Source organism: Jannaschia sp. R86511 (assembly GCF_042466345.1).
GTDB lineage: Bacteria > Actinomycetota > Actinomycetes > Actinomycetales > JBBAYJ01 > Aquipuribacter.
Genome location: NZ_JAXHCD010000001.1, coordinates 3,543,697 through 3,567,794 on the forward strand (window position 1 = coordinate 3,543,697; position 24,098 = coordinate 3,567,794).

Genomic DNA, 24,098 nt, shown 5'->3' on the forward strand with positions numbered 1-24,098 from the left:
CCCCCGTCGGGGGCACTCCCCGTTCCTCGGGGCTCTCGCCGGCGAGAGGGCGGCGCGGGCGGCACCGGCGGTGCCTCCCGCTGCGTGCGCGCGCTCTCAGGTGGTGCTCGTTCGTCGTGCTCGTTCGTGGTGTCGTTCGTGTCGTGCTGGTCGTGCCGTGCTCGTGCAGGTGGTGCTCATGCACGAAGGGCGGCCCCCGTCGGGGGCCGCCCTGTGCGTGTCAGCGACGCAGACCGAGACGCTCGATCAGCGAGCGGTAGCGCGAGATGTCGGTGCGCTGCAGGTACTGCAGCATCCGGCGGCGCTTGCCGACCAGGAGCAGCAGCCCCCGGCGGGTGTGGTGGTCGTGGTCGTGCGTCTTGAGGTGAGCGGTGAGGTCGACGATCCGCTTGGTGAGCATCGCGACCTGGACCTCCGGCGAACCGGTGTCGGTCTCGCTCTCGCCGTACTCGGCGATGATCTGCTTCTTGGTGGCAGAGTCGAGGGGCATTCGGTCTCCTTGAGGTCGTTGCGCGGCGCGCCGGGGGCTGTTCCACCCGGGCATGCTGATCCGCGGCCGGTTCACGGCACCGGCCACAGTAGCAACCGGCCTCACCGCTGCCCTAATCGGTCACGGGCCCTCTCGGCCGGGGCCCGTCACGCCCAGGACGGCTCGGGTCCGGTCGACGTCGTCGGCCATCTGGTCGAGCAGCCCGTCGACCCCGTCGAAGCGCAGCGTGTCCCGCAAGCGCTGCACCAGCTCCACCCGCACCCGGCGGCCGTACAGGTCCAGGTCGTCCCGGTCGAGGACGTAGGCCTCCACCCGGCGCTCCGTGCCGTCGAACTGCGGGTTGGTGCCGATGGACACCGCGGCCGGCATCGGCTCCGCCGGTCGACCGCCGGGGCCGGCGCCGTCCAGCGGCCGCAGCCAGCCGGCGTAGACGCCGTCGGCGGGCACCAGGCCCTGCAGGTCGGGGCCCAGGTTGGCCGTCGGGTAGCCGAGCTCGCGGCCCCGGTGGTCGCCGTGGACCACGGTGGCGTCGAGCCGGTGCGCCCGCCCCAGGACGTGCGCCGCACCGGCCACGTCGCCGGCCAGCAGGCAGGCCCGCACCCAGCTGGAGGACCAGCGGCGGCCCTCGGGCGCCTCGACGTCGTCCAGCGCGACGACGTCGAAGCCGTGCTGCTCCCCCAGCTCCCGCAAGGTGGTGAGGTCGCCGGCGTTCTTGTGCCCGAACCGGACGTCGCTGCCGATGACGACCGTGGTGCACCCCAGCGCGCCGACCACGGTCCCGGCGACCCACTCCGCGGGGCTCTGCCCGGCCAGGGCCAGGTCGAAGCGCTGCACCAGCAGCCCGTCGAGCCCGGTGCCGGCCAGCAGCTCGACCCGCTGGTCGGGGCCGGTGACCAGCGGCGGGGCCACGTCCGGACGCAGCACGTGCAGCGGGTGCGGCTCGAAGGTGATCGCGAGCGCCCGCGCCCCGCGCTCCTGCGCCACCCGGCGGACCTGGCCCAGGACGGCCGCGTGCCCCCGGTGGACGCCGTCGAAGTTGCCGACGGTGACGACGGTGGGGCCGCCGTCGCGGGGCACCTCGTCCAGGGATCTCCACACGTGCACGCCGACAGGGTGCCAGGTGGTGGGGGTCCGTACCGTCACCAGGTGACCATCTCCAGCGCCCGCACCGTCGCCGCCCCCGCCGCCCGTCTCCACGACCTGCTCACCGACGTCGACGCGTGGCGGCTGTGGAGCCCGCACGTGGTGTCGGTGGACCCACCGGGAGGTCGTGTCGTGCCCGGCTGGACCGGACGGGTCCGGCCGTTCTTCGGCCCGGCGACCACCATGCGCGTCAGCCACGTCGACCCCGACGGCGGCTACCGCTGGTCCACCACGGCGCTCGGCCACCGGCTGGACTACGCGCACGAGGTCCGCCCCCTGGGCGCGGAGCGCTGCGTCGTGCGGTTCAGGGCCGACGTCCACGGGCCGGCCGCTGCGCTCGTCGAGCGGCTCGTGGGCTGGTTGTCCGCGTTCGGCCAGCGGCGCCGGCTGGAGCGGCTCGCGCTGCTCGCGGAGGGCTGGCGGCGGGTCTGAGCCGACGCCTCCGGGCTCGACGCAGCCGGCCGAGGAGGAGGCGCGGAGCCGGTTCCCGACCGGGTGACCTACTCCCCCGCCGCCTTGCGCGCCCGGTAGGCGGCCGCGTCGGCCCGGTTGCCGCAGCGGGTGCCGCAGTAGCGCCGGGACCGGTTGCGCGACAGGTCGAGGTGGGCGTCGGCGCAGTCGTCGGCCTCGCAGGTCTTGAGCCGGTCGAGCTCACCGGCGCGGACCACGTCGAGCAGGGCCATCGCCGCCTCCACCGCCATGCGGGTGCCGAGCGGGGCCTCGGGGGTGGTGGCGTGCAGGTGCCAGTCCCAGCCGTCGTGGCGCACCAGCTGCGGCAGGGCGCCGCCGTCGGCGAGCAACCGGTTGACGCCCTCCGCCACCACGGCCACGTCGTCGGCCCCCCACAGCCGCCCGAGCTCCTCGCGCAGGGCCCGGCTGTCCGCCAGCTCGACGGCGCGCCCGGCCGCGTCGGCGGCCCGGCTGCCGGTGTAGGACCACTCGGTGACGAAGGCGTCGAGCTGCTCGATGCCGACCAGCGTGTCGTCGGGGTGGCCGGGCCGCCCGCCGGCGGTGTTGATCAGAGCCGCGGCCGTCGCGAGAGCGACCTCGGTGTCATGACTGAAAACCATCTCGCTCCTGACGCTCGGATCCGCTACCGTCAGTACCGAAGCACACTTTACTCCTGACGCAAGTGAGGTCCTGCCGTGAGCACCACCCCGTCAACCACCGTGGCCACCCACCGGACGAGCTTCGTCTCGGGTCTGTGGCTCGCCCTGGCCTCCGCGGCGGCCTTCGGCAGCTCGGGCCCGTTCGCCAAGTCCCTGCTCGAGGCCGGCTGGAGCCCCGCGGCCGCCGTGACCGCCCGGATCGTCGTCGCCGCGCTGGTGCTGGCCGGACCGGCGGCGTTCATGCTGCGTGGGCGCTGGCACCTGCTGCGCCGCAACGCCGTCCTGCTGCTGACCTACGGCGTGGTCGCGGTGGCCGCGGTGCAGCTGGCGTTCTTCAACGCCGTCTCGACGCTGTCGGTCGGGGTCGCGCTGCTGCTGGAGTACCTGGGGGTCGTGCTGGTCGTGCTGTGGCTGTGGCTGCGCCACGGCCAGCGCCCGCGCCGCTGGACGGTGGTGGGGATCGTGCTGGCCGTGCTCGGTCTCGTGCTGGTCCTGGACGTGCTCGGCGGGATGCGGGTCGACGCCGTGGGCGTGCTGTGGGCGCTCGGGGCCGCGTTCGGGCTGGCCGCGTTCTTCGTGCTCTCGGCGCGGGCGGACACGGGGCTGCCGCCCCTGGTCATGGCGGCGGCGGGCCTGCTGGTCGGCGGGGTGTCGCTGGTGCTGGCCGGGCTGGTCGGCCTGGTGCCCGTGCGGGTCAGCTCCGCCGACGTCGACCTGGGCGGCGTGCAGCTGCCGTGGTGGGTGCCCGTGGCCGGGCTCAGCCTCGTCGCCGCCGCGTTCGCGTACGCCTCGGGCGTCGCGGCGACCCGGCGGCTCGGCTCCAAGGTCGCCGGTTTCGTCGGGCTGACCGAGGTGCTGTTCAGCCTGCTGTTCGCCTGGCTGCTGCTGGGCGAGCTGCCGCTGCCGGTGCAGCTGCTGGGCGGGGCGTTCGTCGTGGGCGGCGTGGTCGCGGTCCGCTACGACGAGCTGACCCGGCCCGAGCCGGCCGCCACCCACGACCCGACCGGGACGGCACCCGCGGACGGGCACGACGAGCCCCGCACCCCGACCCCCTCCCCCGTGGAGCCCTGAGGCCACCGGCGCCTCGGCGGGGCATCAGCTGCGCAGCAGCGCCTCCACCCCCTCGAGCACGGTGACGTCCTCGATGGTCGACGGGACCACCGGGTGCCTGCCGTCGGCCATCTCGCGCATGGTGCGCCGGAGGATCTTGCCGGAGCGGGTCTTGGGCAGGGCCGCGACGACGTCGACGCGCTGCAGGGAGGCGATCGGGCCGACCTCGTCACGGACCCGCTGCTTGAGCTGGCGGGCCAGCTCGGCCGGGTCCATGTCCTCCGAGCCGCCCTTGAGCACGACCAGCGCCCTCGGCACCTGGCCCTTGAGGTCGTCGGCGACCCCGAGCACGGCGCACTCGGCCACCGCCGGGTGCCCGGCGAGCGCGGCCTCGATCCCGCCGGTGGACAGCCGGTGCCCCGCGACGTTGATGACGTCGTCGGTCCGCCCCATGACGAACAGGTAGCCGTCCTCGTCGAGGAAGCCGCCGTCCCCGGTCAGGTAGTAGCCGGGGAAGGTCGACAGGTAGCCGTCGACGTAGCGCTGGTCGTCACCCCACAGCGTGGGCAGCGTGCCCGGCGGCATGGGCAGCCGCAGGCAGATGGCGCCCTCCGTGCCGGCCGGCACCTCCTGCCCCGAGCCGTCGAGCACCCGCACGTCGTAGCCGGGCACCGGCACGGACGGGGAGCCCGCCTTGAGCGGCAGCTCCTCCAGCCCGCGCGGGCTGGCGGCGATGGGCCAGCCCGTCTCGGTCTGCCACCAGTTGTCGACCACGGGCACGTCGAGCACGTCACCGGCCCACGCCCAGGTGTCGGGGTCGAGCCGCTCACCGGCCAGGAACAGCGTCCGCAGGCTCGAGGTGTCCCGACCACGGGCCAGGGTGCCCATCGGGTCGACCTTCCGGACCGCCCGCAGCGCCGTCGGCGCGGTGAACATCACCGACACGCGGTGCTGCTCCACCACGCGCCAGAAGGCCCCGGCGTCCGGGGTGCCCACGGGCTTGCCCTCGTACATGACGCTGGTCGCCCCCAGCAGCAGCGGCGCGTAGACGATGTAGGAGTGCCCGACGACCCAGCCGACGTCGCTGGCGGTGAACATCGTCTCCCCCGGCGCCAGCCCGAACACGTTGGCCACGGACCAGGTCAGCGCGACCGCGTGGCCGCCGTTGTCGCGCACGATGCCCTTGGGCCGGCCCGTGGTGCCGGAGGTGTAGAGCACGTACAGCGGGTCGGTCGCCCGCACCGGGACGCAGTCGACCGGGTCCGCGCCGGCCATCAGCCCGTCGAGGTCCAGGTCGCGGCCGGGGACCAGGTCGGCGCGCAGCTGCGGCCGCTGCATGACGACCACGGCGGACGGGGCGTGGGCGGCCTTGGCCAGCGCGGCGTCGAGCATGGGCTTGTACGCGACCAGCCGGGTGGGCTCGATGCCGCACGAGGCCGTCACGACGACCGTGGGCCGGGCGTCGTCGATCCGGGCCGCCAGCTCGGTGGGGGCGAACCCGCCGAAGACGACCGAGTGCACCGCTCCCAGCCGGGCGCAGGCCAGCATGGCCACGGCCGCGAACGGCACCATGGGCAGGTAGACCACGACGCGGTCCCCGGCCCGGACCCCGAGCCCGTGCAGCACCCCCGCGAACCGGGAGACCTGGTCCAGCAGCTCGGCGTAGGTGAGCGTGGTGACGGTCCCGGTGACGGGCGAGTCGTGGACCAGCGCGGGCTGGTCGCCGCGGCCGTCGCGGACGTGGCGGTCCACGGCGTTGAAGCACGTGTTGAGCACCCCGTCGCCGAACCACCGGTAGAGGGGCGCCGCGTCGTCGTCCAGCACGCGGGTCGGTGCACTGAGCCACTCCACGGCCGTCGACGCGTCGCGCCAGAACCCCTCCGGGTCGGCCAGGGACCGGTGGTGCGCCTGCGCCCACGCACCGGTGCGCGGGCCTGACCTCGTCTCGTCGTCGAGCATGCGCCATCCTCGCCCCCGGACCCGGCCCGGGGGAACGGCCCGGCCCGGGACGTCGACGTGCGGTAGCCCCTGGTCGACGGACGGCGCGGCGGCCAGGCTGGGGCCGTGAGTCGGGGACGGGCCACCACCGCGACCGGGCCGGCGTGGCCGGTACCGCGGATGCCGGCCGCGCCCGGCTGGCTGTGGGTCGCGCTCGGGTTCGCGCTGGTGCAGCTGGCCCTGGCGTCGCGCTACGGGTTCCACCGTGACGAGCTCTACCTCGTCGAGGCCGGCCGGCACCCGGCGCTGGGCTACGCCGACCAGCCGGCGTCGGTCCCCCTGCTGGCCCGCGCCTGGTACGACACGGTCGGGGGTGCGCTGGCGGCGTTCCGCGTCGTGCCCGCGCTCGCGGGCGCCCTGGTGGTGGTCGTGGCGGCGCTCACCTGCCGGGAGCTGGGGGGCGGGCGGCGCGACGCGACCTGGACGGCCGCGGTGGTGGCCACCGCGACCACCGTCCTGGCCGTGGCCCACCTGTTCAGCACCACGGTGCTCGACGTGCTGCTCAGCAGCACCCTGGTGCTGCTGCTGCTGCGCGCGGTCAGGACGGGGCGGGCCCGGGCCTGGCTGGGCGCCGGGGCGGTGGCGGCCCTGGCCCTGACCGTCAAGACGCTGCCCGTCTCGCTGCTGGCCTGCGCCGGGCTGGCCCTGCTCCTGGTCGGGCCGCGGGCGCCGTTCCGCTCCCCGTGGGCCTGGTCGGCCGCGGGGCTGGCCGGGCTCGGGCTGGCCCCGACGCTGCTGTGGCAGAGCCGCAACGGCTGGCCCCAGACCGCGCTGGCCGCCGCGATCGCCGACGGTGGGTCCGGGACCTCGGTCGACCGGGCCCTGCTGGTGCCGATGCTGGCCACGCTGACCGGTCCGGGGACGTTCGCCGTCGTCGTGGTCGGCGGGCTCGCGCTGCGGCGCCGGGCCGGGCTGCGGTGGGTGCCGGTGACCGCCGTCCTGCTCCTGGGCGTGGTGCTGCTGACCGGGGGCAAGCCCTACTACCTGCTGGGCGTCGTGCCCGTCCTGGTCGCGGCCGGCGTGCCGGTCTGCCGCCGCTGGGCCGCGGGCCGCCGCGGGCGGACGGGGCTGCTGCTGGGGCTGTTCGCGGTCAACGCGGTCGTCGGGTCGTTCCTGGCCCTGCCGCTGCTGCCGCCGGCCCTGGCCCCGGTCGCGGTCGTGCACGACCACGGCGAGCAGGTCGGCTGGCCGGAGCTGGTCGGGACGGTGACCACGGCGGTCTCGGCCGCCGACGCCCAGGCGGTGCTGACCCAGAACTACGGCCAGGCCGGCGCCCTGGACCAGGCCCGGGACCGGGGGGCGGACCTGCCGCAGGTCCGCTCGGGCCACAACGGCTACTGGTGGTGGGGGCCGCCCACGGCCGACGTGGTGACCGTGGTCACGGTCGGCTGGCGGGACCCGGCCCCGCTGCTGGGCTGGTTCGGTGCCTGCGAGCAGGTCGGGACCGTGGGCAACGACGCCGGCGTCGACAACGACGAGGACGGCACGCCGGTGCGGGTCTGCACGGCCCCCCGGGCGGACTGGGACGAGCTCTGGCCGCAGGTCCAGCGGCTGGGGTGAGCCCCCTCGGGTGCGCAGCCGGGGCGCACAGCCCGGACGCGCGACCCGGGCGTGTCCGGACCGGGCGCGGTCGGGCCGTTGCCTACCGTGTCGCGGTGACCGCCATGCCCCCGCACGACCGTTACGCCGGTGACGTGCTCGCCGCCCGCCGCCGCCCCGTGGCCGTCGAGGAGGTGCCCGCGAGCCCGGGCCTGGTCGTCGAGGAGGTCACGACCGGCTGGTGCGGGGCGGTGCTGCGGGTCGAGAAGGCCGGCGGCATGCACGTCGTCGTGCTGGAGGACCGCCGGCTGAGGACGCGGACGTTCCCGTTGGGCCCGGACTTCCTGCTGGAGGGTCGCCCCGTGACCCTGGTCCGGCCCCGCACCCCCGCTGCGACCGCCCCCGCCCGCACGGCCAGCGGGTCCGTCGCGGTCGTCGGGGCCCGCGCGCGCGTCGCCCGGGCCAGCCGCATCCTCGTGGAGGGGAAGCACGACGCCGAGCTCGTGGAGCGGGTCTGGGGGCACGACCTACGGGTCGAGGGCGTCGTGGTGGAGGCCCTGGACGGCGTCGACGACCTGGCCCTGGCGCTGCGGGACCTCCGCCCCGGGCCGGGGCGACGCATCGGGGTGCTGGTGGACCACCTGGTGGCCGGCAGCAAGGAGTGGCGCGAGTCCGAGGCCGTGTCCCGGTCGCCCGCGCTGCGCGAGCACGTGCTGGTCGTCGGGCACCCCTACGTCGACGTCTGGCAGGCCGTCCGGCCGCAACGGGTCGGGCTGGAGGCCTGGCCCGTGGTCCCGCGGGGCCGGCCCTGGAAGGAGGGGGTGCTGGCCCACCTGGGCTGGCCCCACGCCACGGCGGCCGACGTCGGCCGCGGCTGGGGCCGCATCCTCGGCTCCGTCCGCAGCTGGACCGACCTGGAGCCCGAGCTGCTCGGCCGCGTCGAGCAGCTGATCGACTTCGTCACCGGGGACGGCACCGACGGGTGAGCCGACGCCGGCGGTCGTAGCGTGGCGGCCGTGAGCGACGCGGTACCCGCCTTCGACGGCTTCGGCGAGCAGATGCCCTTCTTCTACGAAGGGCTCGAGGCCGACAACTCCAAGGCCTACTTCACCGACCACCGGTCGCTGTACGAGCAGCAGGTGCGAGGCCCCATGCTCGCCCTGCTGGCCGCGCTGGCGCCGGAGTTCGGCGCGACCCGGATGTTCCGCCCGCACCGCGACGTCCGCTTCTCCCACGACAAGTCGCCCTACAAGACCCACGCCGGCGGGGTGGCCCACCACACGGACGGCAAGGGGTCGCTGTACGTCCAGGTCGACGCGGACGGGGCGTTCCTGGGCGGCGGGTTTCTGGCGGATGGAGCGCGACCAGCTGGCCCGGTTCCGCCGGGCGGTCGACGACGACGGCACCGGGCGGGCCCTGGTCAGGGCCGTCTCCACGCTGGAGCAGGCCGGCTGGCAGACCTCCGGGGAGCGGCTGGTGCGCGCACCGCGGGGGTTCGACCCCGACCACCCCCGGATCGCGCTGCTGCGGCACAAGGGCTTCGCGATGTCGCGCCGTCACGACCTGGAGGACTGGCTGTTCGGACCCGAGGCCGTCGACGTGGTGGCCGGGTACTGGCGCGCGCTCACGCCCCTCAACCGCTGGTTGGCCCGTCACGTGGGCCCGCCGGTGCCCCAGGCCACCGACCGGGACGAGGCCGCCCGCCGCTGAGCCCCGCCGCTGACCCGCCGTCCGGCCGCTCGACCCACCGCCCGCCCCGTTCCCGGCCCCCGGCGGGCCACCGAGGGGTGGATGGCCGCCGACGTGAGCCCCGTGGCGTCCTACGGTTCTGACGTGAGCCCACCCAGCCCGCCGGCCTCCCCGGAGGCCGTCCGCACCGCCCGCCGGGACGGGGTGGGCCTGGGCCTGCTGGGCGTGTACGGCGTCAGCTTCGGCGCCGTCGCCGTGGCCTCGGGCCTGTCGCCGCTGCAGGCCGTCGTGCTGTCGGCGGTCGGCTTCACGGGGGGCTCGCAGTTCGCCTTCGCCGGCGTGGCCGCCGCGGGCGGGGCCCCGCTCACCGGGCTGGCCTCGGCCTGGCTGCTGGGGGTGCGCAACACGCTGTACGCCGTCCGGCTGACCGACCTGCTGCCGCGCCGCGGGTGGGCCCGCGCTGCGGCGGCGCTGCTGGTGATCGACGAGACCACGGCCATGGCGGTCCGGCACGAGCCGCACGGCGCCGCGGCGGCACGGGCGGCGTTCTGGACCACCGGCATCGGGCTGTTCGCCACCTGGAACCTGACCACGGTGCTGGGCGCCTACGGCGTGCAGGCCCTCGGCGACCCGGCCTCGCTCGGTCTGGACGCCGCTGCGCCCGCGGCGTTCCTCGCCCTGCTGTGGCCGTACCTGCGGCAGCGACGCACGGCCGCGGTGGCCGCCCTGGCCGCGGCGGTGGCGCTGGTCACCACGTTCCTCGCCCCGGCCGGCGTCCCCGTGCTCGCCGGCGGTGCCGTCGCCCTGCTGGGCCTGGCGGACCGGGCGGACGGGCGGGGTCGGGCATGAGCTGGTTCGCGGTCTGGCTGTGCGCCGTCGGTCTGCTGGCGCAGAAGGTCGCCGGCGCCTTCGTGCCGCGGACCTGGGTGTCGGGGGGCCGGGTGCGGGCGGTGCTCACCCTGCTGCCGGTGGCCATGTTCGCCGCCCTCACCCTGACGCAGGCGACCTCCGGGGCGGACGGGCCGGCGGTGGACCTGCGCCTGGTCGGGCTGGCGGTCGCCGCGGTCGCGCTGCTGCTGCGGGCGCCGTTCCTGCTGGTCATCGTGCTGGCTGCGGCCGCCACCGCCGTGACCCGGCTCCTGGTCTGAGCGGCGGACCTCAGCCACCGGCCTCCGCGCGGGCCACGCGCTCCGCCCCGCTGGGGTGGGTGCCGAACCACCACTGGTGCAGCGCGGGCGGTGACGGGTCGCTGCGGTTGGTCACCAGCAGCGTCCGCATCGCCTCGGCGTAGGCCTGCGGGTCCTGGGTGAGCTCGACGGCCCGGACGTCGGCGGCCCGCTCCACCTGACGGCTGACCAGCGACTCCGCCGGCGCGCCCAGGACCTGCACCAGCAGGACCACCAGCAGCACCGCACCGGCGGCCCCGGCCGTGCCGACTCGCCCGCTGCGTCCCCGGCCGACGGTCACCGCCTGGGCGGCCGTGCCGAGCACCAGGACCAGCGAGGCGACCCCGACCGCCCCCAGCACCGTGCCGCGGGCGACGTCGCGCGCCGCGGCGTGCGCGGTCTCGTGGGCGACGACGCCGAGCAGCTGCTCGGGCGGCAGGGCCGCCAGCAGCGTGTCCTGCAGCACCAGCCGCCGGGTGGGGCCGAGGCCGGACACGTAGGCGTTGAGCGTCGTGGTGCGCGTCGACTCCTGCGACACGAGGACGTCGGCGACGGGCGCCCCCGCCTGCACGGCCACCTGCTCGACCTGCTCGCGCACCGGTCCGGCCGGCAGCGGGCCCAGCTCGCTCAGCGCCGGCTCGACCAGCACTGGGTGCAGCAGCGACACGACCACCACCAGGGCGGCGCCCGTGCCCGCCGCCACCGCGGGCCACCACCGGGGCAGCCACCGCGCCAGCAGCACCACGGCCAGGACCACGACGACGAGCACGACGGCCTCCAGGCCGGCCCCGACCAGCCGGTCCCGGGCCCACCCGCCCCAGTCCTGCACCGACAGCCCCGCCTCGCGCCGCAGCCGCTCGGCCCACATCCCGAAGGGCCAGCGGACCAGCAGCACCACGCCGAGCACGAGCAGCAGCTGGGCCACCACCTGGACCACGACCCCGCCCCGGACCCGACGGGCCTGCGCGAGCAGACGCCGACCGGGGCCGGTGAGGACGATCAGGGCCGCCGTGAGCACGGCCGCAGCCAGGGACAGCAGACCGGGCAGCCGCAGCGACGCGGCCACGGCCCGGGCGTCCGCGACGGCCGCCGGGGCCAGGCCCGCGTCCGGGTCGACGGGCCCGGCCGGAGCCTCGGTCCACGGCACCAGGACCCACGCGAGGTCGGCCGACACGGACAGCACCACCAGCGTGAGCCCGACCAGCACCACCGGGACGGCGCGCGGCCCGGTCCGACCGGCGACCGCCTGCTGCCCGCTCACCACCCCAGCCTCACACGTCGCGGCCCGGCCGGCTCAGCCTGCCGGTGGACGGAGCTCGGGCGGGACCACGAGCACACCCCGGGCCTGCCCTTCGACGTCGGCCACCAGCGCCACCAGCCGACCGTCCGGGTCGATCGCGGCCACCGGGGCCGGTCCGGTGCCCCAGGCCGGCAGCCGGCGGCCGTGGCCCAGCAGGGTGGCGGTCGCGGCGTCGACCTCGCGCACCTCGAAGCAGCGTCGCGCCACCGCGGACAGGTCGAGCAGGTGGGGAGCCACCGCGAGCCGCGCGGCGTCGAGGACGTCGTCTCCCACCCGGCGGCCCGGCACGTCGAACGCCTCGGCCTGCTCGAACGGTCCCGACCGGGTGCGGCGCAGCTCGGTCAGGTGGCCACCCACCCCGAGCGCGACGCCCAGGTCGCGGGCCAGCGCCCGCACGTAGGTGCCGGACGACACCTCGGCCCGTACGTCGACGTCGAGCACCCCGTGCTGCTCGCCGCCGGGCCCGGCGGCCCGGCCGGGCCGGACCGCGAGCAGCTCCAGGCCGTGCACGGTGACGGGCCGGGCCCGCAGCGCCACGTCCTCGCCCGAGCGCACCCGGGCGTAGGAGCGGCGACCGTCGACCTTGATCGCGCTCACCGACGACGGCACCTGCAGCACGTCGCCGCGCAGCGGCCCGCAGGCGGCCTCGACGTCGTTCCGGACCAGGTGCGATGCGTCCGCTCCCCCGCTGACCTCGCCCTCGGCGTCGTCGGTGACCGTGGCGACGCCCAGCCGGACCGTGGCCAGGTAGGTCTTGTCGTGGCCGACCATGTACGTCAGCAGCCGGGTCGCCCAGCCCACGCCGACAACCAGCACGCCGGTGGCCATCGGGTCCAGCGTGCCGGCGTGGCCGACGCGGCGGGTGCGGAACAGCTTGCGGCAGCGGGCCACCACGTCGTGGCTGGACGCCCCCGCGGGCTTGTCGACCACGAGGACACCGACGGGGTCGGCCGCCTCGACGGCCACGTCAGGCCTGCTCGTCCGTCCGTCCCGGACCGGCCGGCGACCCGTCGTCCTCGGCGGCCGCGTCCTCGTCGTCGTCGGCCACGACGCGGGGGGCCTTGTACGGGTCGGCCTCACCCGCGGGCTGGGCCAGCAGGGCCGCGGCCGCGATCTCGGCGTCGCGCGCCCGGGCCGCGGCCAGCACGTCGTCGATCCGGCTCGCCGTCTCCGGCACCCCGTCCAGGACGAACTCCAGGGTGGGGGTCAGACGCATCCCGGTCTGCCGGCCCACCTCGGAGCGCAGGAACCCCCGCGCGGACTCCAGCGCCGCGGCGGTGTCCGCCTTGGCCTCGTCGTCGCCGTAGACGGTCCAGAACACCGTGGCGTGCTGCAGGTCGTTGGTGACCCGGGCGTCGGTCAGGGTGACGAAGCCGACGCGCGGGTCCTTGATGCGCTTGTCGAGGGTCTCGGCGACGACCACCTTGATGCGGTCCGCCAGCCGTCGTGCGCGAGCCGGGTCAGCCATGTCGTCTACCTCCTGCGTCGGTCGGGCCGACCGGGGCGAGCGGCCCAGTGACGGCGAGGCGCCGCCGGGAACGTGTCCCGACGGCGCCTGCCCTCGTGCTGCTGGTGCTGGTGGTGCGGTGGTGCTGGTGGTGCTGGTGGTGCGGTGGCTCAGGCGCGCGGCTTCTCCCGCATCTCGAACGTCTCCACGACGTCGTCGGTGCGGATGTCGTTGAACGAGCCGAGGCCGATACCGCACTCGTAGCCCTCGCGGACCTCGGTGGCGTCGTCCTTGAACCGTCGCAGCGACTCGATCTTGAGGTTGTCGCCGATGACCACGCCGTCGCGGACCAGCCGGGCGCTGGCGTTGCGGCGGATGAGGCCGGACCGGACGAGCGCACCGGCGATGTTGCCGAACTTGCTCGAGCGGAAGACCTCGCGGATCTCGGCGGTACCGAGCTGGACCTCTTCGTACTCGGGCTTGAGCATGCCCTTGAGGCCGTTCTCGACGTCCTCGATGGCCGCGTAGATGACCGAGTAGTAGCGCATGTCCACGCCCTCCCGCTCGGCCAGCTGGGTGGCCGGGCCGTCGGGACGCACGTTGAAGCCGATGACGATTGCGCTCGACGCGCTGGCCAGCATCACGTTGGTGCGCGTGATGGCACCCACGCCGCGGTCGATGATGCGCAGCTGCACCTCGTCGCCCACGTCGATCTTCATCAGGGCCTCCTCCAGCGCCTCGACCGAGCCGGAGACGTCGCCCTTGAGGATCAGGTTGAGCGTCTCGACCTTGCCGGCCTGCAGCTGCTGGGTGAAGTCCTCGAGCGTGATGCGCTTGCGTGCCTTGGCCAGCATCGCGTTGCGCTCGACGGCCTCGCGCTTCTCGGCGATCTGACGCGCGGTCCGGTCGTCGGGCGCCACGAGGAACGTGTCGCCGGCGCCCGGGACGCTGGTCAGGCCGAGGACCTGGATCGGACGGGCGGGCAGCGCCTCGGTGAGGTTGTTGCCGTGCTCGTCGAACATGGCCCGGACCCGGCCGTACGCCGTGCCGGCGACGATCGCGTCACCGACGTGCAGCGTGCCGGACTGGATGAGGATGGTCGCGACGGGGCCGCGGCCCTTGTCCAGGTTGGCCTCGATCGAGATGCCCCGGGCGTCCTTGTCGGCGCGCGCCCGCAGGTCCAGGGCGGCGTCGGCGGTGAGCAGGACGGCGTCGAGCAGCTCGTCGATGTTGAGCCGCTGCAGGGCCGAGACCTCGACGAACATGGTGTCGCCACCGAAGTCCTCGGCGATCAGGCCGTACTCGGCCAGCTGGCCCTTGACCTTCTCGGGATTGGCGCCGTCACGGTCGATCTTGTTGACCGCGACCACGATCGGCACGTCGGCCGCCTGGGCGTGGTTGAGCGCCTCGATGGTCTGGGGCATCACGCCGTCGTCCGCGGCCACCACGAGGATGGCGATGTCGGTCACCTTGGCGCCTCGGGCCCGCATGGCGGTGAACGCCTCGTGACCCGGGGTGTCGATGAAGGTGATCGCGCGGTCGACGTCCTCGTGCACGTGGCGCACCTGGTAGGCGCCGATGTGCTGGGTGATGCCGCCGGACTCCCCCGCCACCACGTCGGTGGAGCGGATCGCGTCCAGCAGCTTCGTCTTTCCGTGGTCGACGTGACCCATGACCGTGACGACCGGAGGCCGGGCGATCATGGACTCGTCGTCGTCCTCGGCGTCCAGGTCGATGTCGAAGGCCTCGAGCAGCTCGCGGTCCTCGTCCTCCGGCGACACGATCTGGACGTCGTAGCCCAGCTCGGTGCCGATGAGCATGAAGGTGTCCTCGTCCAGGCTCTGCGTGGCCGTGGCCATCTCGCCCAGACCGAACAGCACCCGCACGAGCGAGCCGGGGTTCGCGTCGATCTTGTCCGCGAAGTCGGTCAGGCTCGAGCCACGACGCAGCCGGACGACGGTCGAGCCGTCGCCGCGGGGGACGTCGTAGCCGCCCATCGTCGGCGCGGACATGTTGTCGAACTCCTGGCGCTTGGCCCGCTTGGACTTGCGCGCCCGCACGGGACGACCGCCACCGCGACCGAACGCACCCTGCGTGCCGCCACGACCACGGGAGCCCTTGCCGAACCCACCGCTGGTGGGCATGCGACCGGGACCACCGGGACCGCCCGGGGCGCCACCGGGGCCACCGGGACCACCGCCGGGACGACCACGGCCGGGGGCGCCACCGGGGCGACCGCGACCTGCGGCCCCACCGGGGCCCGGACGACCGGGAGCCGGACGCGGCGGCATCATGCCGGGGTTGGGCCGCGGCGGCATGCCGGCCGGGCTCGGCCGCGGGCCGCCGGGGCCCGCGGCACCACGGTCCGCCGGCCGGGGCATGCCCTGGCTCGGCGCGAAGGGGTTGTTGCCGGGACGGGCCGCGGCACCGGGCCGGGGCATGCCCTGGCTCGGCGCGAACGGGTTGTTGCCCGGGCGGTTGGGGGTGGCGCCGGGGCGCGGGGCACCGGGCCGGGGAGCGCCGCCGGGACGGGCGGCCGGCTCGGTGTCCGAGGCCGGGGCCTCGGAGGCCGACGCGGCCGGAGCCTGCGCCGCCGGAGCCGGTGCCGCCGGAGCCTCTGCCGCCGGGGCCTGCGGGGCGGGGGCCTGGGGCGCGGGCGCCTCAGGAGCCTTCGCCGCGGGCACCTGCGGGGCCGGCGCCTCGGGGGCGGCCGGTGCGGGGGGCCGGGGACCCGGACGGGGACCACCGCTGCGGGCGGGGGCGGCCGGGGCCGGGGTCGCGGGGGTGGCCGGAGCCTCGGGGGCTGCCGGAGCGGCCTTCGGAGCCTCGGGGGCAGCCGGGGTCGGCGCCGCCGGGGAGGCGACCGGGGTCTCGGCGGCCGGGGGCTTGGGGGCCGCCGGCTTGGCCGGGGCCTTGGCTGCGGGTGCAGGGGCGGCGGACTCGAAGTTCTCCCGCACCTTGCGCACCACGGGCGCCTCGATGGTCGAGGACGCCGCACGGACGTACTCCCCGTTGTCCTGCAACCAGGACAACAGGTTCTTGCTGGTGAGACCGAGCTCCTTGGCGAGCTCGTGCACGCGGACCTTTGCCACTTCTCTCCTGTCTTGGTCCGCAGCCAGACAGGCACGGACCGGGTTTAGCGAGGGCTGTTCATGGCAGCGCGCTCATGGGGTGCTCATACCTCGTCGACCCGCTTCCGGTTGGGTGTGGTTCCTTGACGTGTGGTGCCGTGACGTGTGGTGCCGTGATCTGTGGATCCGTCCGTGCGGTGCTCCTCCGCCGCCGCGACGTGCTCGCGGACTGCGGCCGGGTCCACGGGCCCGGCGAGGCGCAGCGCCCGCGCGAACGCCCTGCGGCGTTCGGCCAGCTCCACGCACCCTCGGTCCCGGTGCACCCAGGCACCGCGGCCGGGCCGCACGGCCGCGGGGTCGGGGACGGCGAGCAGCCGACCCTCGACCTCGACGCCGACGATCCGGACGAGGACGGACCTCGGTGCGGTGCGGCGGCAGCCGATGCACGTGCGCACAGGTCCAGCGGGCACAGGGTCCGCGGACTGCGAGCGCGTGGGTCGGGAGACCGTCACGCCGTTCGAGGCCGTGTCGAGTGTAGCGCCGTCGCGGGCCGGGACGGACCGCGAGGGGGTCACGACGGCCCGACGCGCCCCGCCGGGTCGGCCTCGGCGTCCGTCCCGCGGGGCGCAGCGGCCTCGTCGGAGCGGATGTCGATGCGCCAGCCGGTCAGCCGGGCCGCGAGCCGGGCGTTCTGGCCCTCCTTGCCGATGGCCAGCGACAGCTGGTAGTCCGGCACCACGACCCGGGTCTGCTTGGCCGCTGCGTCCACGACCTCGCAGGACAGGACCTTGGCCGGGCTCAGCGCGGCCGCGACGTAGCGCGCCGGGTCCTCCTCGAAGTCCACGATGTCGATCTTCTCGCCGCGCAGCTCGGACATGACCGAGCGGACCCGCTGGCCCATGGGCCCGATGAACGCGCCCTTGGCGTTGAACCCGGCCCGCCCCGACGTCACGGCGACCTTGGAGCGGTGACCGGCCTCGCGGGCCACACCCATGATCTCGACCGTGCCGTCGTTGAGCTCGGGCACCTCGAGGGCGAACAGCCGGCGCACCAGGTTGGGGTGGCTGCGCGACAGCGTGATCTGCGGCCCCTTCATCCCCTTGGCCACCGACACGACGTAGCAGCGGATCCGCTCGCCGTGCTTCAGGTTCTCGCCGGGCACCTGCTCCGCCGGCGGCATGATGCCCTCGACGTCACCGAGCTGGACCCGGACGTAGCGGGGGTCGCGGCCCTGCTGGACCGTCCCGGACACGATCTCGCCCTCACGGCCCCGGAAGTCCCCCAGCACGCGCTCGTCCTCGGCGTCCCGGATCCGCTGCAGGATCACCTGGCGCGCGGTGGCCGCGGCCACCCGGCCGAAACCGGCCGGGGTGTCGTCCCACTCGCGCAGCACGACCCCGGTCTCGTCGACCTCCTGGGCCATGACGGCCACCCGGCCGGACTTGCGGTCCAGCTCGATGCGCGCCCTGGGCTCGGCGCCCTCGGTCCGCTGGTAGGCCAGCAGCAGGGCCTGCTCGATGGTGCTCAGCAGGACCGGCAGCGGGATCTCGCGCTCGGTCTCGATCAGGCGCAGGGCCTGCAGGTCGATGTCCATCAGGCCTCCTCCCTCTCGTCCTTCTCGTCCGTCTCGTCCGTCTCGTCCGTCTCGTCGTGCCCGTCGTGCCCGTCGGCCTCGTCGCGCCGTGGCCCCGATGCGGCGTCCCGGCGGGTGAACTCGACCTCCACCACGCCCTTGCGGATGCCGTCCCAGCCGGGCACGACCTGCTGCCCGTCGACGTCCAGCACCGGACCGTCGTCTCCGACGTCCAGCAGGCGACCGGTCAGCGGGGCCTCGCCGTCGCGCTCCACCCGGACCAGCCGGGTCCGCGCGCGCAGCCAGTGGCGCCGCTGGGTCAGCGGTCGGTCCACCCCGGGGGTGGTGACCTCCAGCGAGTACGGCTGCGGGCCCAGGGCGTCGGAGGCGTCGAGGGCGTCGCCGACCGCGCGTGACACCTGGGCGACGCGGTCGAGGTCGACGGAGCCGACCTCGTCGTCGGTGAGGTCGACGACGACCCGCACCTGCCGACGGCGGCCCACGCTGGTCACGACGACGTCCTCGAGCACGAGACCGGCACCGTTCACCACCGTGTCGAGCAGCGCGGCGAGCTGCGCGTTGTGCGTGGACACGGTCGGGGCCTCCAGGGTCGGACGTGGACGGGGCCCACACAGTATCCGGGCCGGGCGCGACGTCTGACAGCATCGTCGTCGTGACGCCCCCCGCCGCCCGACGGCCCACCGACGGGCCCCGGGCCACCGACGGGCGGCAGGTCACCGACGGGCGGCGGGCAGCCGACGGGCGGCGGGCAGCCGACGGGCGGTGGCCCCAGGCGCTCTCGCGACGGCGGGCGCTCGGGCTGGGCGCGACGGGCGCGCTCGCGCTGCTGCTGGGCGGCTGCTCCGCCGGCACCAGGCAGCAGCTGCTCGACGTGGACCCCCGCCGGCTGCGGCTCGACGACGACGTCCTGACGGCCCGGCCCCCCGCCGTGTCGGCGCGCGAGCGGCGGCGCAGGCGCGTCCTGGGCGGTGCGCTGGCCGCCGAGCTGGCGTACCGGCAGGCCGGGTCGGCGCTGCCGCCGCTGACGGGCCGCCACGGCGCGGGCGCAGACGTGGCCGCCGCGGTCGCGGTCCACGCGTCGCACCGGCAGCTGCTGGGCGACCCGGTCAGGGCCGCCGGCCCCCTGCTCGCGCCGCAGCCGGACGACGGGGGCCCGGTGCTGGCCCCGCCCGACCGGCCCGCCGCCGTGCTCGGGGCCGGCGGCGCCACCGCCGTCGGCGCGGCGCTGGCCGAGCGGGCCGCCGAGGACGCCGACGTCGCCCTGGCCCTGCTGCACGCCCGGGTGGCGGCCGCGCGGGCCGCCCAGACCGCGGCGCTGGCCGGCACCGGGGTGGCCCCGACGACCTGGCCCACGACCCCCGCCGACCCCGCGCTGGCCGAGGCGCTGCAGGTCGTCCTGGCGCTGGAGCACCGGGCGCGCTGGTCCTACGGGGTGGTGCTGGCCTGGTCGACGGGTCGCAGCGACGACGCCGCCGCGGCCCTGACCGACCACACCGACCGCACCGACGCGCTGGCCGGCGTGCTGGCGCGGCTGGGCACGGTCCCCGCGGCGCCGCTGGCCACCTACCCGACCGACGACGCCGGGACACCGGTCGACGGCCCGGTGACCGCCGCGGCCCTGGCGCTGCGGGTCGAGGACGCCGTCACCGCGGCCACGGCCGGCGTGCTGGCCGAGGCGCTCCGGGTCGGGGACCAGGGCTGGTCGACGGCCGCGGTGACCGTGCTGGCGGAGTGCGAGCGCAGCCGCTGGTCCTGGGGCGGGGTGCCCGCCTCCCTGCCGGGCGCGCCGGACGCCGCCTGACGGGCCGGCGGGCTCAGCCGAGCACGTCCCAGGCCAGCCGCAGCGCCAGGCCCCCGACGACGACCAGGAACACCACCCGGACGAACCCGGAGCCGCGGGCGATGGCGGTCCTGGCCCCGAGCCACCCGCCCAGCAGGTTGGTCGCGCCCATCAGCAGGCCGAGGGTCCACAGCGGCGCCCCCTGCACCGTGAAGACCGCGAGCGCCGCCAGGTTCGTCACCGCGTTGGCGATGCGCGCCAGCCCCGTCGCGTCCAGGAACTGGTAGCCGGCCAGCCCGACCAGGGCGAACACGAAGAGCGTCCCGGTCCCCGGACCGAAGACCCCGTCCCAGACGCCCACACCGAGGCCGATCCCCACCAGCAGGGACGCGAACGACACGTTGCGCACCCGGTGCCGCTCGACCAGGCCCATCCGGGGCTTGGCGACGGTGACGACGCCGATGACGACCACGAGCACCAGCACGAGCGGGGTGAACAGCCCGGGCGGGACGAACGCGGCCAGCGCGGCGCCCAGGGCCGACCCGGCCGCGGCCGAGGCGGTGATCACCCCGACCGCCCGGGGTCGGCGGGGCAGCTTGCGGGCGTAGGTGATCGCCGCGATCGACGTGCCCCACACCCCGGACAGCTTGTTGGTCGCCAGCACCTGCACCGGGCTGGCCGTGGGCAGCGCCAGCAGCAGGGCGGGCAGCTGGACGAGCCCGCCGCCCCCCACCACGGCGTCCACCCAGCCGGCCACCAGGGCGGCCAGCAGCAGCAGGGCCAGCACCTGCCAGGTGATGTCGGGCATGCCTGGCAGGCCGGTGAGCACACCGGCCGGCACGGACGAGGTCACCCGCCGATGCCCAGGCGCGCCGGCAGGTCGTCCAGCGCGACGTCCTCCCGCTCGCCCGTGCGACGGTCCTTCACCTCGACGAAGCCCTCGGCGAAGCGCTTGCCGACCACGACGATCGTGGGCAGGCCGACCAGCTCCGCGTCCTTGAACTTCACGCCGACGCTGGCCTTGCGGTCGTCCAGCACCACGTCCAGACCCGCCGCGTCCAGGCGGGCAGCCAGGTCCTCGGCGCCCTGCGCGACGTCCGCGTCCTTGCCCGCCACGACCACGTGGACGTCCGCCGGCGCCACCTGGGCCGGCCACACCAGGCCGACGTCGTCGCTCCAGGACTCGGCGATGGCCGCCACCGCGCGGGACACCCCGACGCCGTAGGAGCCCATGGTCACGACGACCTGCTTGCCGTTCTCGTCCAGCACCTTGAGGTCGAGCGCCTCGGCGTACTTGCGGCCCAGCTGGAACACGTGGCCCATCTCGATGCCGCGGGCGGACTCCAGCGTGCCGGTCTCGCAGACGGGGCACGGGTCCCCGTCGCGCACCTCCGCGGCCTCGACCGTGCCGTCGGAGCCGTCGTCGCCGGCCGCGGGGAAGTCGCGGCCCGCGACCAGGTCGAAGACGTGGTGCCCGCGGGAGTCCGCCCCCGTGATCCAGGACGTGCCCGCGACCACGCGGGGGTCCAGCAGGTAGCGGATGCCGGTGGCGTTGGCGCTGCCCAGCACGCCGGGTCCGATGTAGCCCTTGGCCAGGCCGGGGTGCGCGGCGAAGTCGGCCTCGGTGAACGCCTCGACCTCGGCGGGCTCGACGGCGGCCTGCAGCCGCTTGGCGTCGACCTCGCGGTCGCCGGGCACGCCGATGGCGACGGGCTCCCGCGTACCGTCGGGGTGGCGCAGCACCACGAGCACGTTCTTCAGGGTGTCCGCGGCGGTCCAGGTCCGGTCGTCGCGGCCGAAGGCGGCGTTGGCGTGGTCGACCAGGGTCTGGATGGTCGGGGTGCCGGGGGTGTCCTCGACGTGGCTGGCGGGCAGCCCGTCGGTGGCCCGCGGCGCGGGCACCCGGGTCGTCACGGCCTCGACGTTGGCCGCGTAGTCGCAGGCGGTGCAGCGGACGTAGGTGTCCTCGCCGGCCGGGCTCGGGTGCAGGAACTCCTCGCTGGCCGAGCCCCCCATCGCCCCGGACACCGCGGCCACGACCACGACGTCCAGGCCGAGCCGTTCGAACAGCCGCAGGTAGGCGGCGCGGTGCTGCTGGTAGCTCGTCTCCAGGCCGGCGTCGTCGACGTCGAAGCTGTAGCTGTCCTTCATGACGAACTCGCGACCGCGCAGCAGCCCGGCGCGGGGACGGGCCTCGTCGCGGTACTTGGTCTGGATCTGGAACAGGTGCAGCGGCAGGTCCTTGTAGCTGGAGTACAGGTCCTTCACCAGGAGCGTGAACATCTCCTCGTGCGTGGGGGCCAGCAGGTAGTCGACCTTCTTGCGGTCCTGCAGCCGGAACACGTTGTCGCCGTACTCGGCCCAGCGGCCGGTGGCCTCGTAGGGCTCGCGCGGGACCAGCGCGGGGAAGTGGACCTCCTGCGCGCCGATGCGCTCCATCTCCTCGCGGACGACGGCCTCGACCTTGCGCAGCACCCGGTAGCCCAGCGGCAGCCACGAGTACACGCCCGGCGCAGCCCGGCGGATGTACCCCGCCCGCACCAGCAGCCGGTGGCTCGCCACCTCCGCGTCGACCGGGTCGTCGCGCAGGGTGCGCAGGAACAGTGAGGACATCCGCATGAGCACGACCGCGAGGGTACCGGCGGCCCCGCCCCTCCCCCGCCTGGTTTCCGTCCGGGCGGACGGGTGGGGCGGACCTGCCACCTGCGCCGAGCCCTTGCGGGGGAACCGGCCATCGGGGCGGAAGACCAGCTCCATCACGCGGTTCCGCGACCTTGGAGGGCCAGTCCTCCTCCTCCATGGCCTGTGGACGAGCCCCGCGAGGCTCGCTGGTCGACGACGAGCATGGGCCGATGACCGACCCGGCGACCGTCCTGCGTGCCCTGGGCCGCCCTGCCACCTTCGCCGAGCTCATGCGACACACCACCAGGCGGGCCCTACGCACCGCGCTGGGGCACGGCACCGTGGTCCGGCTGTGCCACGACCGCTACGTCCCGGCCCCCGACCGGGACGGTCTCGGCGACCGGGCGCGCGCCGTCCGGGCCGGTGGGGCGCTGTCCCACCTCAGCGCGGCCGTGTCCCACGGCTGGGGGGTGCTGCGACCGCCCGACGGCGTGCAGATGACCGTGCCGCCGACCTCGAACCGTTCCTCGCTCCCCGGCGTGCAGCGGTACTGGGCACCGCTGTCGCCGCAGGAACGCGAGACCGGCGTGACCGAACCAGTGCGTACCGCCGTCGACTGCGCCCGGACCCTTCCCCTCCCCGAGGCCCTGGCCGTCGTCGACTCCGCCCTGCGCTCCGGCCTCGTCCCGCGCGAGGAGCTCCTGGACGCGGCCACGGCCACCCGCTCGCCCGGCGCCCGGCGGGCGCGCCTGGTGGCCCGTCATGCCGACGAGCGGGCGGCCAACGCCTTCGAGTCCGGGTTGCGGGGGCTCCTGGTCGCCGACGGGCTCACGGCGTTCGTGCCGCAGCTCGTGGTGGCGGAGCCCGGGTTGTTCGCCGTGGTCGACCTGGGGGACCCGGAGGCGCGGGTGGCCCTCGAGGCGGACGGTCACGGCGTGCACGGGACGCGTCACGCGTTCGCGGCGGACCTGCGCCGGCACGACGACCTGCAGTCGGCCGGGTGGGTGACCCGCCGCTTCGCGTGGGAGCACGTCATGTTCGACGGCGCGTGGGTGGTCGCTCAGGTGCGCAGCGCCTACCGGGAACGGCCACGACGGAGGAGGACTCGGGCCTGAGCCCGCCCACCAGGGCGCCGACGGCGAGTCCTCCTTCTCGGTGGCCGCTGATCGGGGGCCCAGGCGTGACGACCGTGAGGGCGCTGCAGCAGGGGCGCTACAGCAGGACGGTGGCGAAGGAGCCGTGGTGGTAGAACCCCACCCGCTCGTACACGGCGACGGCGCGGGTGTTGTAGTCGTTGACGTACAGCGAGGACCGGGCGCCCAGGTCGCGGCGGACGGCCTCGACCACGGCGGCGACCGCGGGGGCGGCGATGCCCTCGCCGCGGCGGTGCGGGGCGACCCAGACCCCCTGGATCTGGGCGACGGCGCCGGTGACGGCCCCCAGCTCGGCCTTGAAGACGACCTCGGGCCGACCGTCGGGGCCGCGGTCCAGGCGGACGAAGGACCGGCCCAGGCCGACCATCTCGGCCACCCCGGCCCGGTACCCGGCCCCGCCGTCCAGGCCCAGCGGGGAGTAGCCGATCTCCTCGGTGAACATGGCCACCGAGGCGGGGAACAGGGTGTCGAGCTCGTCGGGCCGGGTGCGCCGGACGCGGGGGTCGGGCTCGACCACGGCCTCGTCGCACACCATGAGGGGCTGGTTGGCCCGCAGCTCGCGCGCCGGCCCCCAGCTGCCCTCGAGCCCCGCCCACAGCCGGAGCACGTCCTCGCGCGGGCCGAACACCGACGAGCTGCGCCGGTTGGTCCGCCGGGCGCGGGCGGTGAAGGCGTCGGTGGCGTCGGCGCAGGCCTCGACCGGGACCATGTTGGCCCCCACCCACAGCAGCGAGCGCAGCTCGGACGCCTCGTGGTAGCCCCAGACCTCGGCATGGCCGGCCTCGCCGAGGAGCCCGCCGACCAGGCGCGAGGACACGAAGGCGTGCGCCACCGGGTCCAGGGCGCAGACGTCCACGGCCTCCTCGAGGTCCCGGGCGGCCAGGACGCGGACCGACGGGCGCATCACGGCCACATCCTCACCCATCACACCCTGCCGGACACAGCG

The 24,098-nt window shown here is 75.7% G+C and carries 23 protein-coding genes and 1 pseudogene; 10 read left to right on the top strand and 14 right to left on the bottom strand.

The genetic code is table 11. The annotated features are described in order from the left end of the window. Positions 1-220 precede the first annotated feature (220 nt). Both rpsO and SJY06_RS16535 read right to left on the bottom strand, forming a co-directional pair. A complete protein-coding gene (gene rpsO, locus SJY06_RS16530; RefSeq protein WP_380168628.1) occupies positions 221-490 on the bottom strand; it encodes a 30S ribosomal protein S15 in 270 nt (89 codons plus the stop codon). A gap of 120 nt (positions 491-610) precedes the next feature. Then, the gene (locus tag SJY06_RS16535) at positions 611-1,594 is read right to left on the bottom strand and encodes a bifunctional riboflavin kinase/FAD synthetase (RefSeq protein WP_380168629.1); all 984 of its coding nucleotides are present in this window, start codon (positions 1,592-1,594) and stop codon (positions 611-613) included. Between the two features lie 42 nt (positions 1,595-1,636). On the opposite strand from SJY06_RS16535, the gene SJY06_RS16540 reads away from it, so the two are divergent. Further along, on the top strand, positions 1,637-2,065 hold the full coding sequence (locus SJY06_RS16540; protein WP_380168630.1) for an SRPBCC family protein: 429 nt from the start codon (positions 1,637-1,639) through the stop codon (positions 2,063-2,065). Between the two features lie 68 nt (positions 2,066-2,133). Here the strand turns inward: SJY06_RS16540 and SJY06_RS16545 are convergent, their stop codons facing one another. After that, complete coding sequence (locus tag SJY06_RS16545) at positions 2,134-2,703, bottom strand: CGNR zinc finger domain-containing protein (RefSeq protein ID WP_380168631.1); 570 nt, start codon at positions 2,701-2,703, stop codon at positions 2,134-2,136. A gap of 75 nt (positions 2,704-2,778) precedes the next feature. On the opposite strand from SJY06_RS16545, the gene SJY06_RS16550 reads away from it, so the two are divergent. After that, on the top strand, positions 2,779-3,813 hold the full coding sequence (locus tag SJY06_RS16550) for a DMT family transporter (RefSeq protein ID WP_380168632.1): 1,035 nt from the start codon (positions 2,779-2,781) through the stop codon (positions 3,811-3,813). A 24-nt stretch (positions 3,814-3,837) separates the two neighbouring features. Here the strand turns inward: SJY06_RS16550 and SJY06_RS16555 are convergent, their stop codons facing one another. Then, the gene (locus SJY06_RS16555) at positions 3,838-5,751 is read right to left on the bottom strand and encodes an AMP-binding protein (RefSeq protein WP_380168633.1); all 1,914 of its coding nucleotides are present in this window, start codon (positions 5,749-5,751) and stop codon (positions 3,838-3,840) included. A gap of 105 nt (positions 5,752-5,856) precedes the next feature. Between SJY06_RS16555 and SJY06_RS16560 the strand changes: the two genes are divergently transcribed. The 6 genes and pseudogenes from SJY06_RS16560 to SJY06_RS16585 all read left to right on the top strand — a co-directional run bounded on the left by SJY06_RS16560 (position 5,857) and on the right by SJY06_RS16585 (position 10,166). Continuing rightward, positions 5,857-7,350, top strand: coding sequence for a glycosyltransferase family 39 protein (locus SJY06_RS16560; protein ID WP_380168634.1), 1,494 nt, complete (start codon positions 5,857-5,859; stop codon positions 7,348-7,350). 104 nt (positions 7,351-7,454) lie between these two features. Continuing rightward, positions 7,455-8,315: a DUF3097 family protein gene (locus SJY06_RS16565; protein ID WP_380169724.1), complete on the top strand. Its 861-nt coding sequence runs from the start codon at positions 7,455-7,457 to the stop codon at positions 8,313-8,315. 72 nt (positions 8,316-8,387) lie between these two features. Continuing rightward, positions 8,388-8,597 (top strand): annotated as a pseudogene (locus SJY06_RS16570) (DUF2461 family protein); the annotation flags it as partial. 85 nt (positions 8,598-8,682) lie between these two features. Further along, positions 8,683-9,039 carry a DUF2461 family protein gene (locus SJY06_RS16575; protein WP_380168635.1) on the top strand — a complete coding sequence of 119 codons (357 nt, stop codon included), beginning with the start codon at positions 8,683-8,685 and terminating at the stop codon, positions 9,037-9,039. A 123-nt stretch (positions 9,040-9,162) separates the two neighbouring features. Next, complete coding sequence (locus SJY06_RS16580; protein WP_380168636.1) at positions 9,163-9,867, top strand: AzlC family ABC transporter permease; 705 nt, start codon at positions 9,163-9,165, stop codon at positions 9,865-9,867. Further along, the gene (locus tag SJY06_RS16585; RefSeq protein WP_380168637.1) at positions 9,864-10,166 is read left to right on the top strand and encodes an AzlD domain-containing protein; all 303 of its coding nucleotides are present in this window, start codon (positions 9,864-9,866) and stop codon (positions 10,164-10,166) included. The genes SJY06_RS16580 and SJY06_RS16585 overlap by 4 nt, the downstream gene beginning before the upstream one ends. Positions 10,167-10,176: 10 nt before the next feature. On the opposite strand, the gene SJY06_RS16590 is transcribed toward SJY06_RS16585, so the two are convergent. The 7 genes from SJY06_RS16590 to rimP all read right to left on the bottom strand — a co-directional run bounded on the left by SJY06_RS16590 (position 10,177) and on the right by rimP (position 18,168). Continuing rightward, entirely contained in the window at positions 10,177-11,445 is a 1,269-nt protein-coding gene (locus SJY06_RS16590) for a M48 family metalloprotease (RefSeq protein WP_380168638.1), read from the bottom strand. Positions 11,446-11,478: 33 nt separating this feature from the next. Next, positions 11,479-12,450, bottom strand: a complete 972-nt coding sequence (truB, locus tag SJY06_RS16595) for a tRNA pseudouridine(55) synthase TruB (RefSeq protein WP_380168639.1) — start codon at positions 12,448-12,450, stop codon at positions 11,479-11,481. 1 nt (position 12,451) lies between these two features. Next, on the bottom strand, positions 12,452-12,952 hold the full coding sequence (rbfA, locus tag SJY06_RS16600) for a 30S ribosome-binding factor RbfA (RefSeq protein ID WP_380168640.1): 501 nt from the start codon (positions 12,950-12,952) through the stop codon (positions 12,452-12,454). A 149-nt stretch (positions 12,953-13,101) separates the two neighbouring features. Further along, on the bottom strand, positions 13,102-16,023 hold the full coding sequence (gene infB, locus SJY06_RS16605) for a translation initiation factor IF-2 (RefSeq protein ID WP_380168641.1): 2,922 nt from the start codon (positions 16,021-16,023) through the stop codon (positions 13,102-13,104). An 83-nt stretch (positions 16,024-16,106) separates the two neighbouring features. After that, on the bottom strand, positions 16,107-16,577 hold the full coding sequence (locus SJY06_RS16610; protein ID WP_380168642.1) for a YlxR family protein: 471 nt from the start codon (positions 16,575-16,577) through the stop codon (positions 16,107-16,109). Next, on the bottom strand, positions 16,574-17,596 hold the full coding sequence (gene nusA, locus SJY06_RS16615; protein ID WP_380168643.1) for a transcription termination factor NusA: 1,023 nt from the start codon (positions 17,594-17,596) through the stop codon (positions 16,574-16,576). The genes SJY06_RS16610 and nusA overlap by 4 nt, the downstream gene beginning before the upstream one ends. Beyond that, positions 17,596-18,168 (bottom strand): ribosome maturation factor RimP, encoded by a 573-nt coding sequence (gene rimP, locus SJY06_RS16620; protein ID WP_380168644.1) that lies wholly within the window; start codon positions 18,166-18,168, stop codon positions 17,596-17,598. Before rimP ends, nusA begins: the two co-directional genes overlap by 1 nt. 80 nt (positions 18,169-18,248) lie before the next feature. Between rimP and SJY06_RS16625 the strand changes: the two genes are divergently transcribed. Then, complete coding sequence (locus tag SJY06_RS16625) at positions 18,249-19,397, top strand: DUF4439 domain-containing protein (protein ID WP_380168645.1); 1,149 nt, start codon at positions 18,249-18,251, stop codon at positions 19,395-19,397. 13 nt (positions 19,398-19,410) lie between these two features. On the opposite strand, the gene SJY06_RS16630 is transcribed toward SJY06_RS16625, so the two are convergent. Further along, positions 19,411-20,229 carry a TSUP family transporter gene (locus tag SJY06_RS16630; protein WP_380168646.1) on the bottom strand — a complete coding sequence of 273 codons (819 nt, stop codon included), beginning with the start codon at positions 20,227-20,229 and terminating at the stop codon, positions 19,411-19,413. Continuing rightward, the gene (locus SJY06_RS16635) at positions 20,226-21,995 is read right to left on the bottom strand and encodes a proline--tRNA ligase (protein ID WP_380168647.1); all 1,770 of its coding nucleotides are present in this window, start codon (positions 21,993-21,995) and stop codon (positions 20,226-20,228) included. The genes SJY06_RS16630 and SJY06_RS16635 overlap by 4 nt, the downstream gene beginning before the upstream one ends. 233 nt (positions 21,996-22,228) lie before the next feature. Here SJY06_RS16635 and SJY06_RS16640 point away from each other — a divergent pair, with 233 nt between their 5' ends. Next, the gene (locus tag SJY06_RS16640) at positions 22,229-23,113 is read left to right on the top strand and encodes a hypothetical protein (protein ID WP_380168648.1); all 885 of its coding nucleotides are present in this window, start codon (positions 22,229-22,231) and stop codon (positions 23,111-23,113) included. A gap of 97 nt (positions 23,114-23,210) precedes the next feature. Here SJY06_RS16640 and SJY06_RS16645 read toward each other — a convergent pair whose 3' ends face one another. Beyond that, positions 23,211-24,056 carry a GNAT family N-acetyltransferase gene (locus SJY06_RS16645; RefSeq protein WP_380169725.1) on the bottom strand — a complete coding sequence of 282 codons (846 nt, stop codon included), beginning with the start codon at positions 24,054-24,056 and terminating at the stop codon, positions 23,211-23,213. Positions 24,057-24,098 lie beyond the last annotated feature (42 nt).

What these genes read in the sequence shown, in the direction of transcription:
- rpsO (WP_380168628.1), bottom strand. Translation starts at nt 490, where the DNA reads ATGCCCCTCGACTCTGCCACCAAGAAGCAGATCATCGCCGAGTACGGC.
- SJY06_RS16545 (WP_380168631.1), bottom strand. Translation starts at nt 2,703, where the DNA reads ATGGTTTTCAGTCATGACACCGAGGTCGCTCTCGCGACGGCCGCGGCT.
- SJY06_RS16555 (WP_380168633.1), bottom strand. Translation starts at nt 5,751, where the DNA reads ATGCTCGACGACGAGACGAGGTCAGGCCCGCGCACCGGTGCGTGGGCG.
- SJY06_RS16565 (WP_380169724.1), top strand. Translation starts at nt 7,455, where the DNA reads ATGCCCCCGCACGACCGTTACGCCGGTGACGTGCTCGCCGCCCGCCGC.
- SJY06_RS16575 (WP_380168635.1), top strand. Translation starts at nt 8,683, where the DNA reads ATGGAGCGCGACCAGCTGGCCCGGTTCCGCCGGGCGGTCGACGACGAC.
- SJY06_RS16585 (WP_380168637.1), top strand. Translation starts at nt 9,864, where the DNA reads ATGAGCTGGTTCGCGGTCTGGCTGTGCGCCGTCGGTCTGCTGGCGCAG.
- rbfA (WP_380168640.1), bottom strand. Translation starts at nt 12,952, where the DNA reads ATGGCTGACCCGGCTCGCGCACGACGGCTGGCGGACCGCATCAAGGTG.
- nusA (WP_380168643.1), bottom strand. Translation starts at nt 17,596, where the DNA reads ATGGACATCGACCTGCAGGCCCTGCGCCTGATCGAGACCGAGCGCGAG.
- SJY06_RS16635 (WP_380168647.1), bottom strand. Translation starts at nt 21,995, where the DNA reads ATGCGGATGTCCTCACTGTTCCTGCGCACCCTGCGCGACGACCCGGTC.
- SJY06_RS16640 (WP_380168648.1), top strand. Translation starts at nt 22,229, where the DNA reads ATGACCGACCCGGCGACCGTCCTGCGTGCCCTGGGCCGCCCTGCCACC.
- SJY06_RS16645 (WP_380169725.1), bottom strand. Translation starts at nt 24,056, where the DNA reads ATGCGCCCGTCGGTCCGCGTCCTGGCCGCCCGGGACCTCGAGGAGGCC.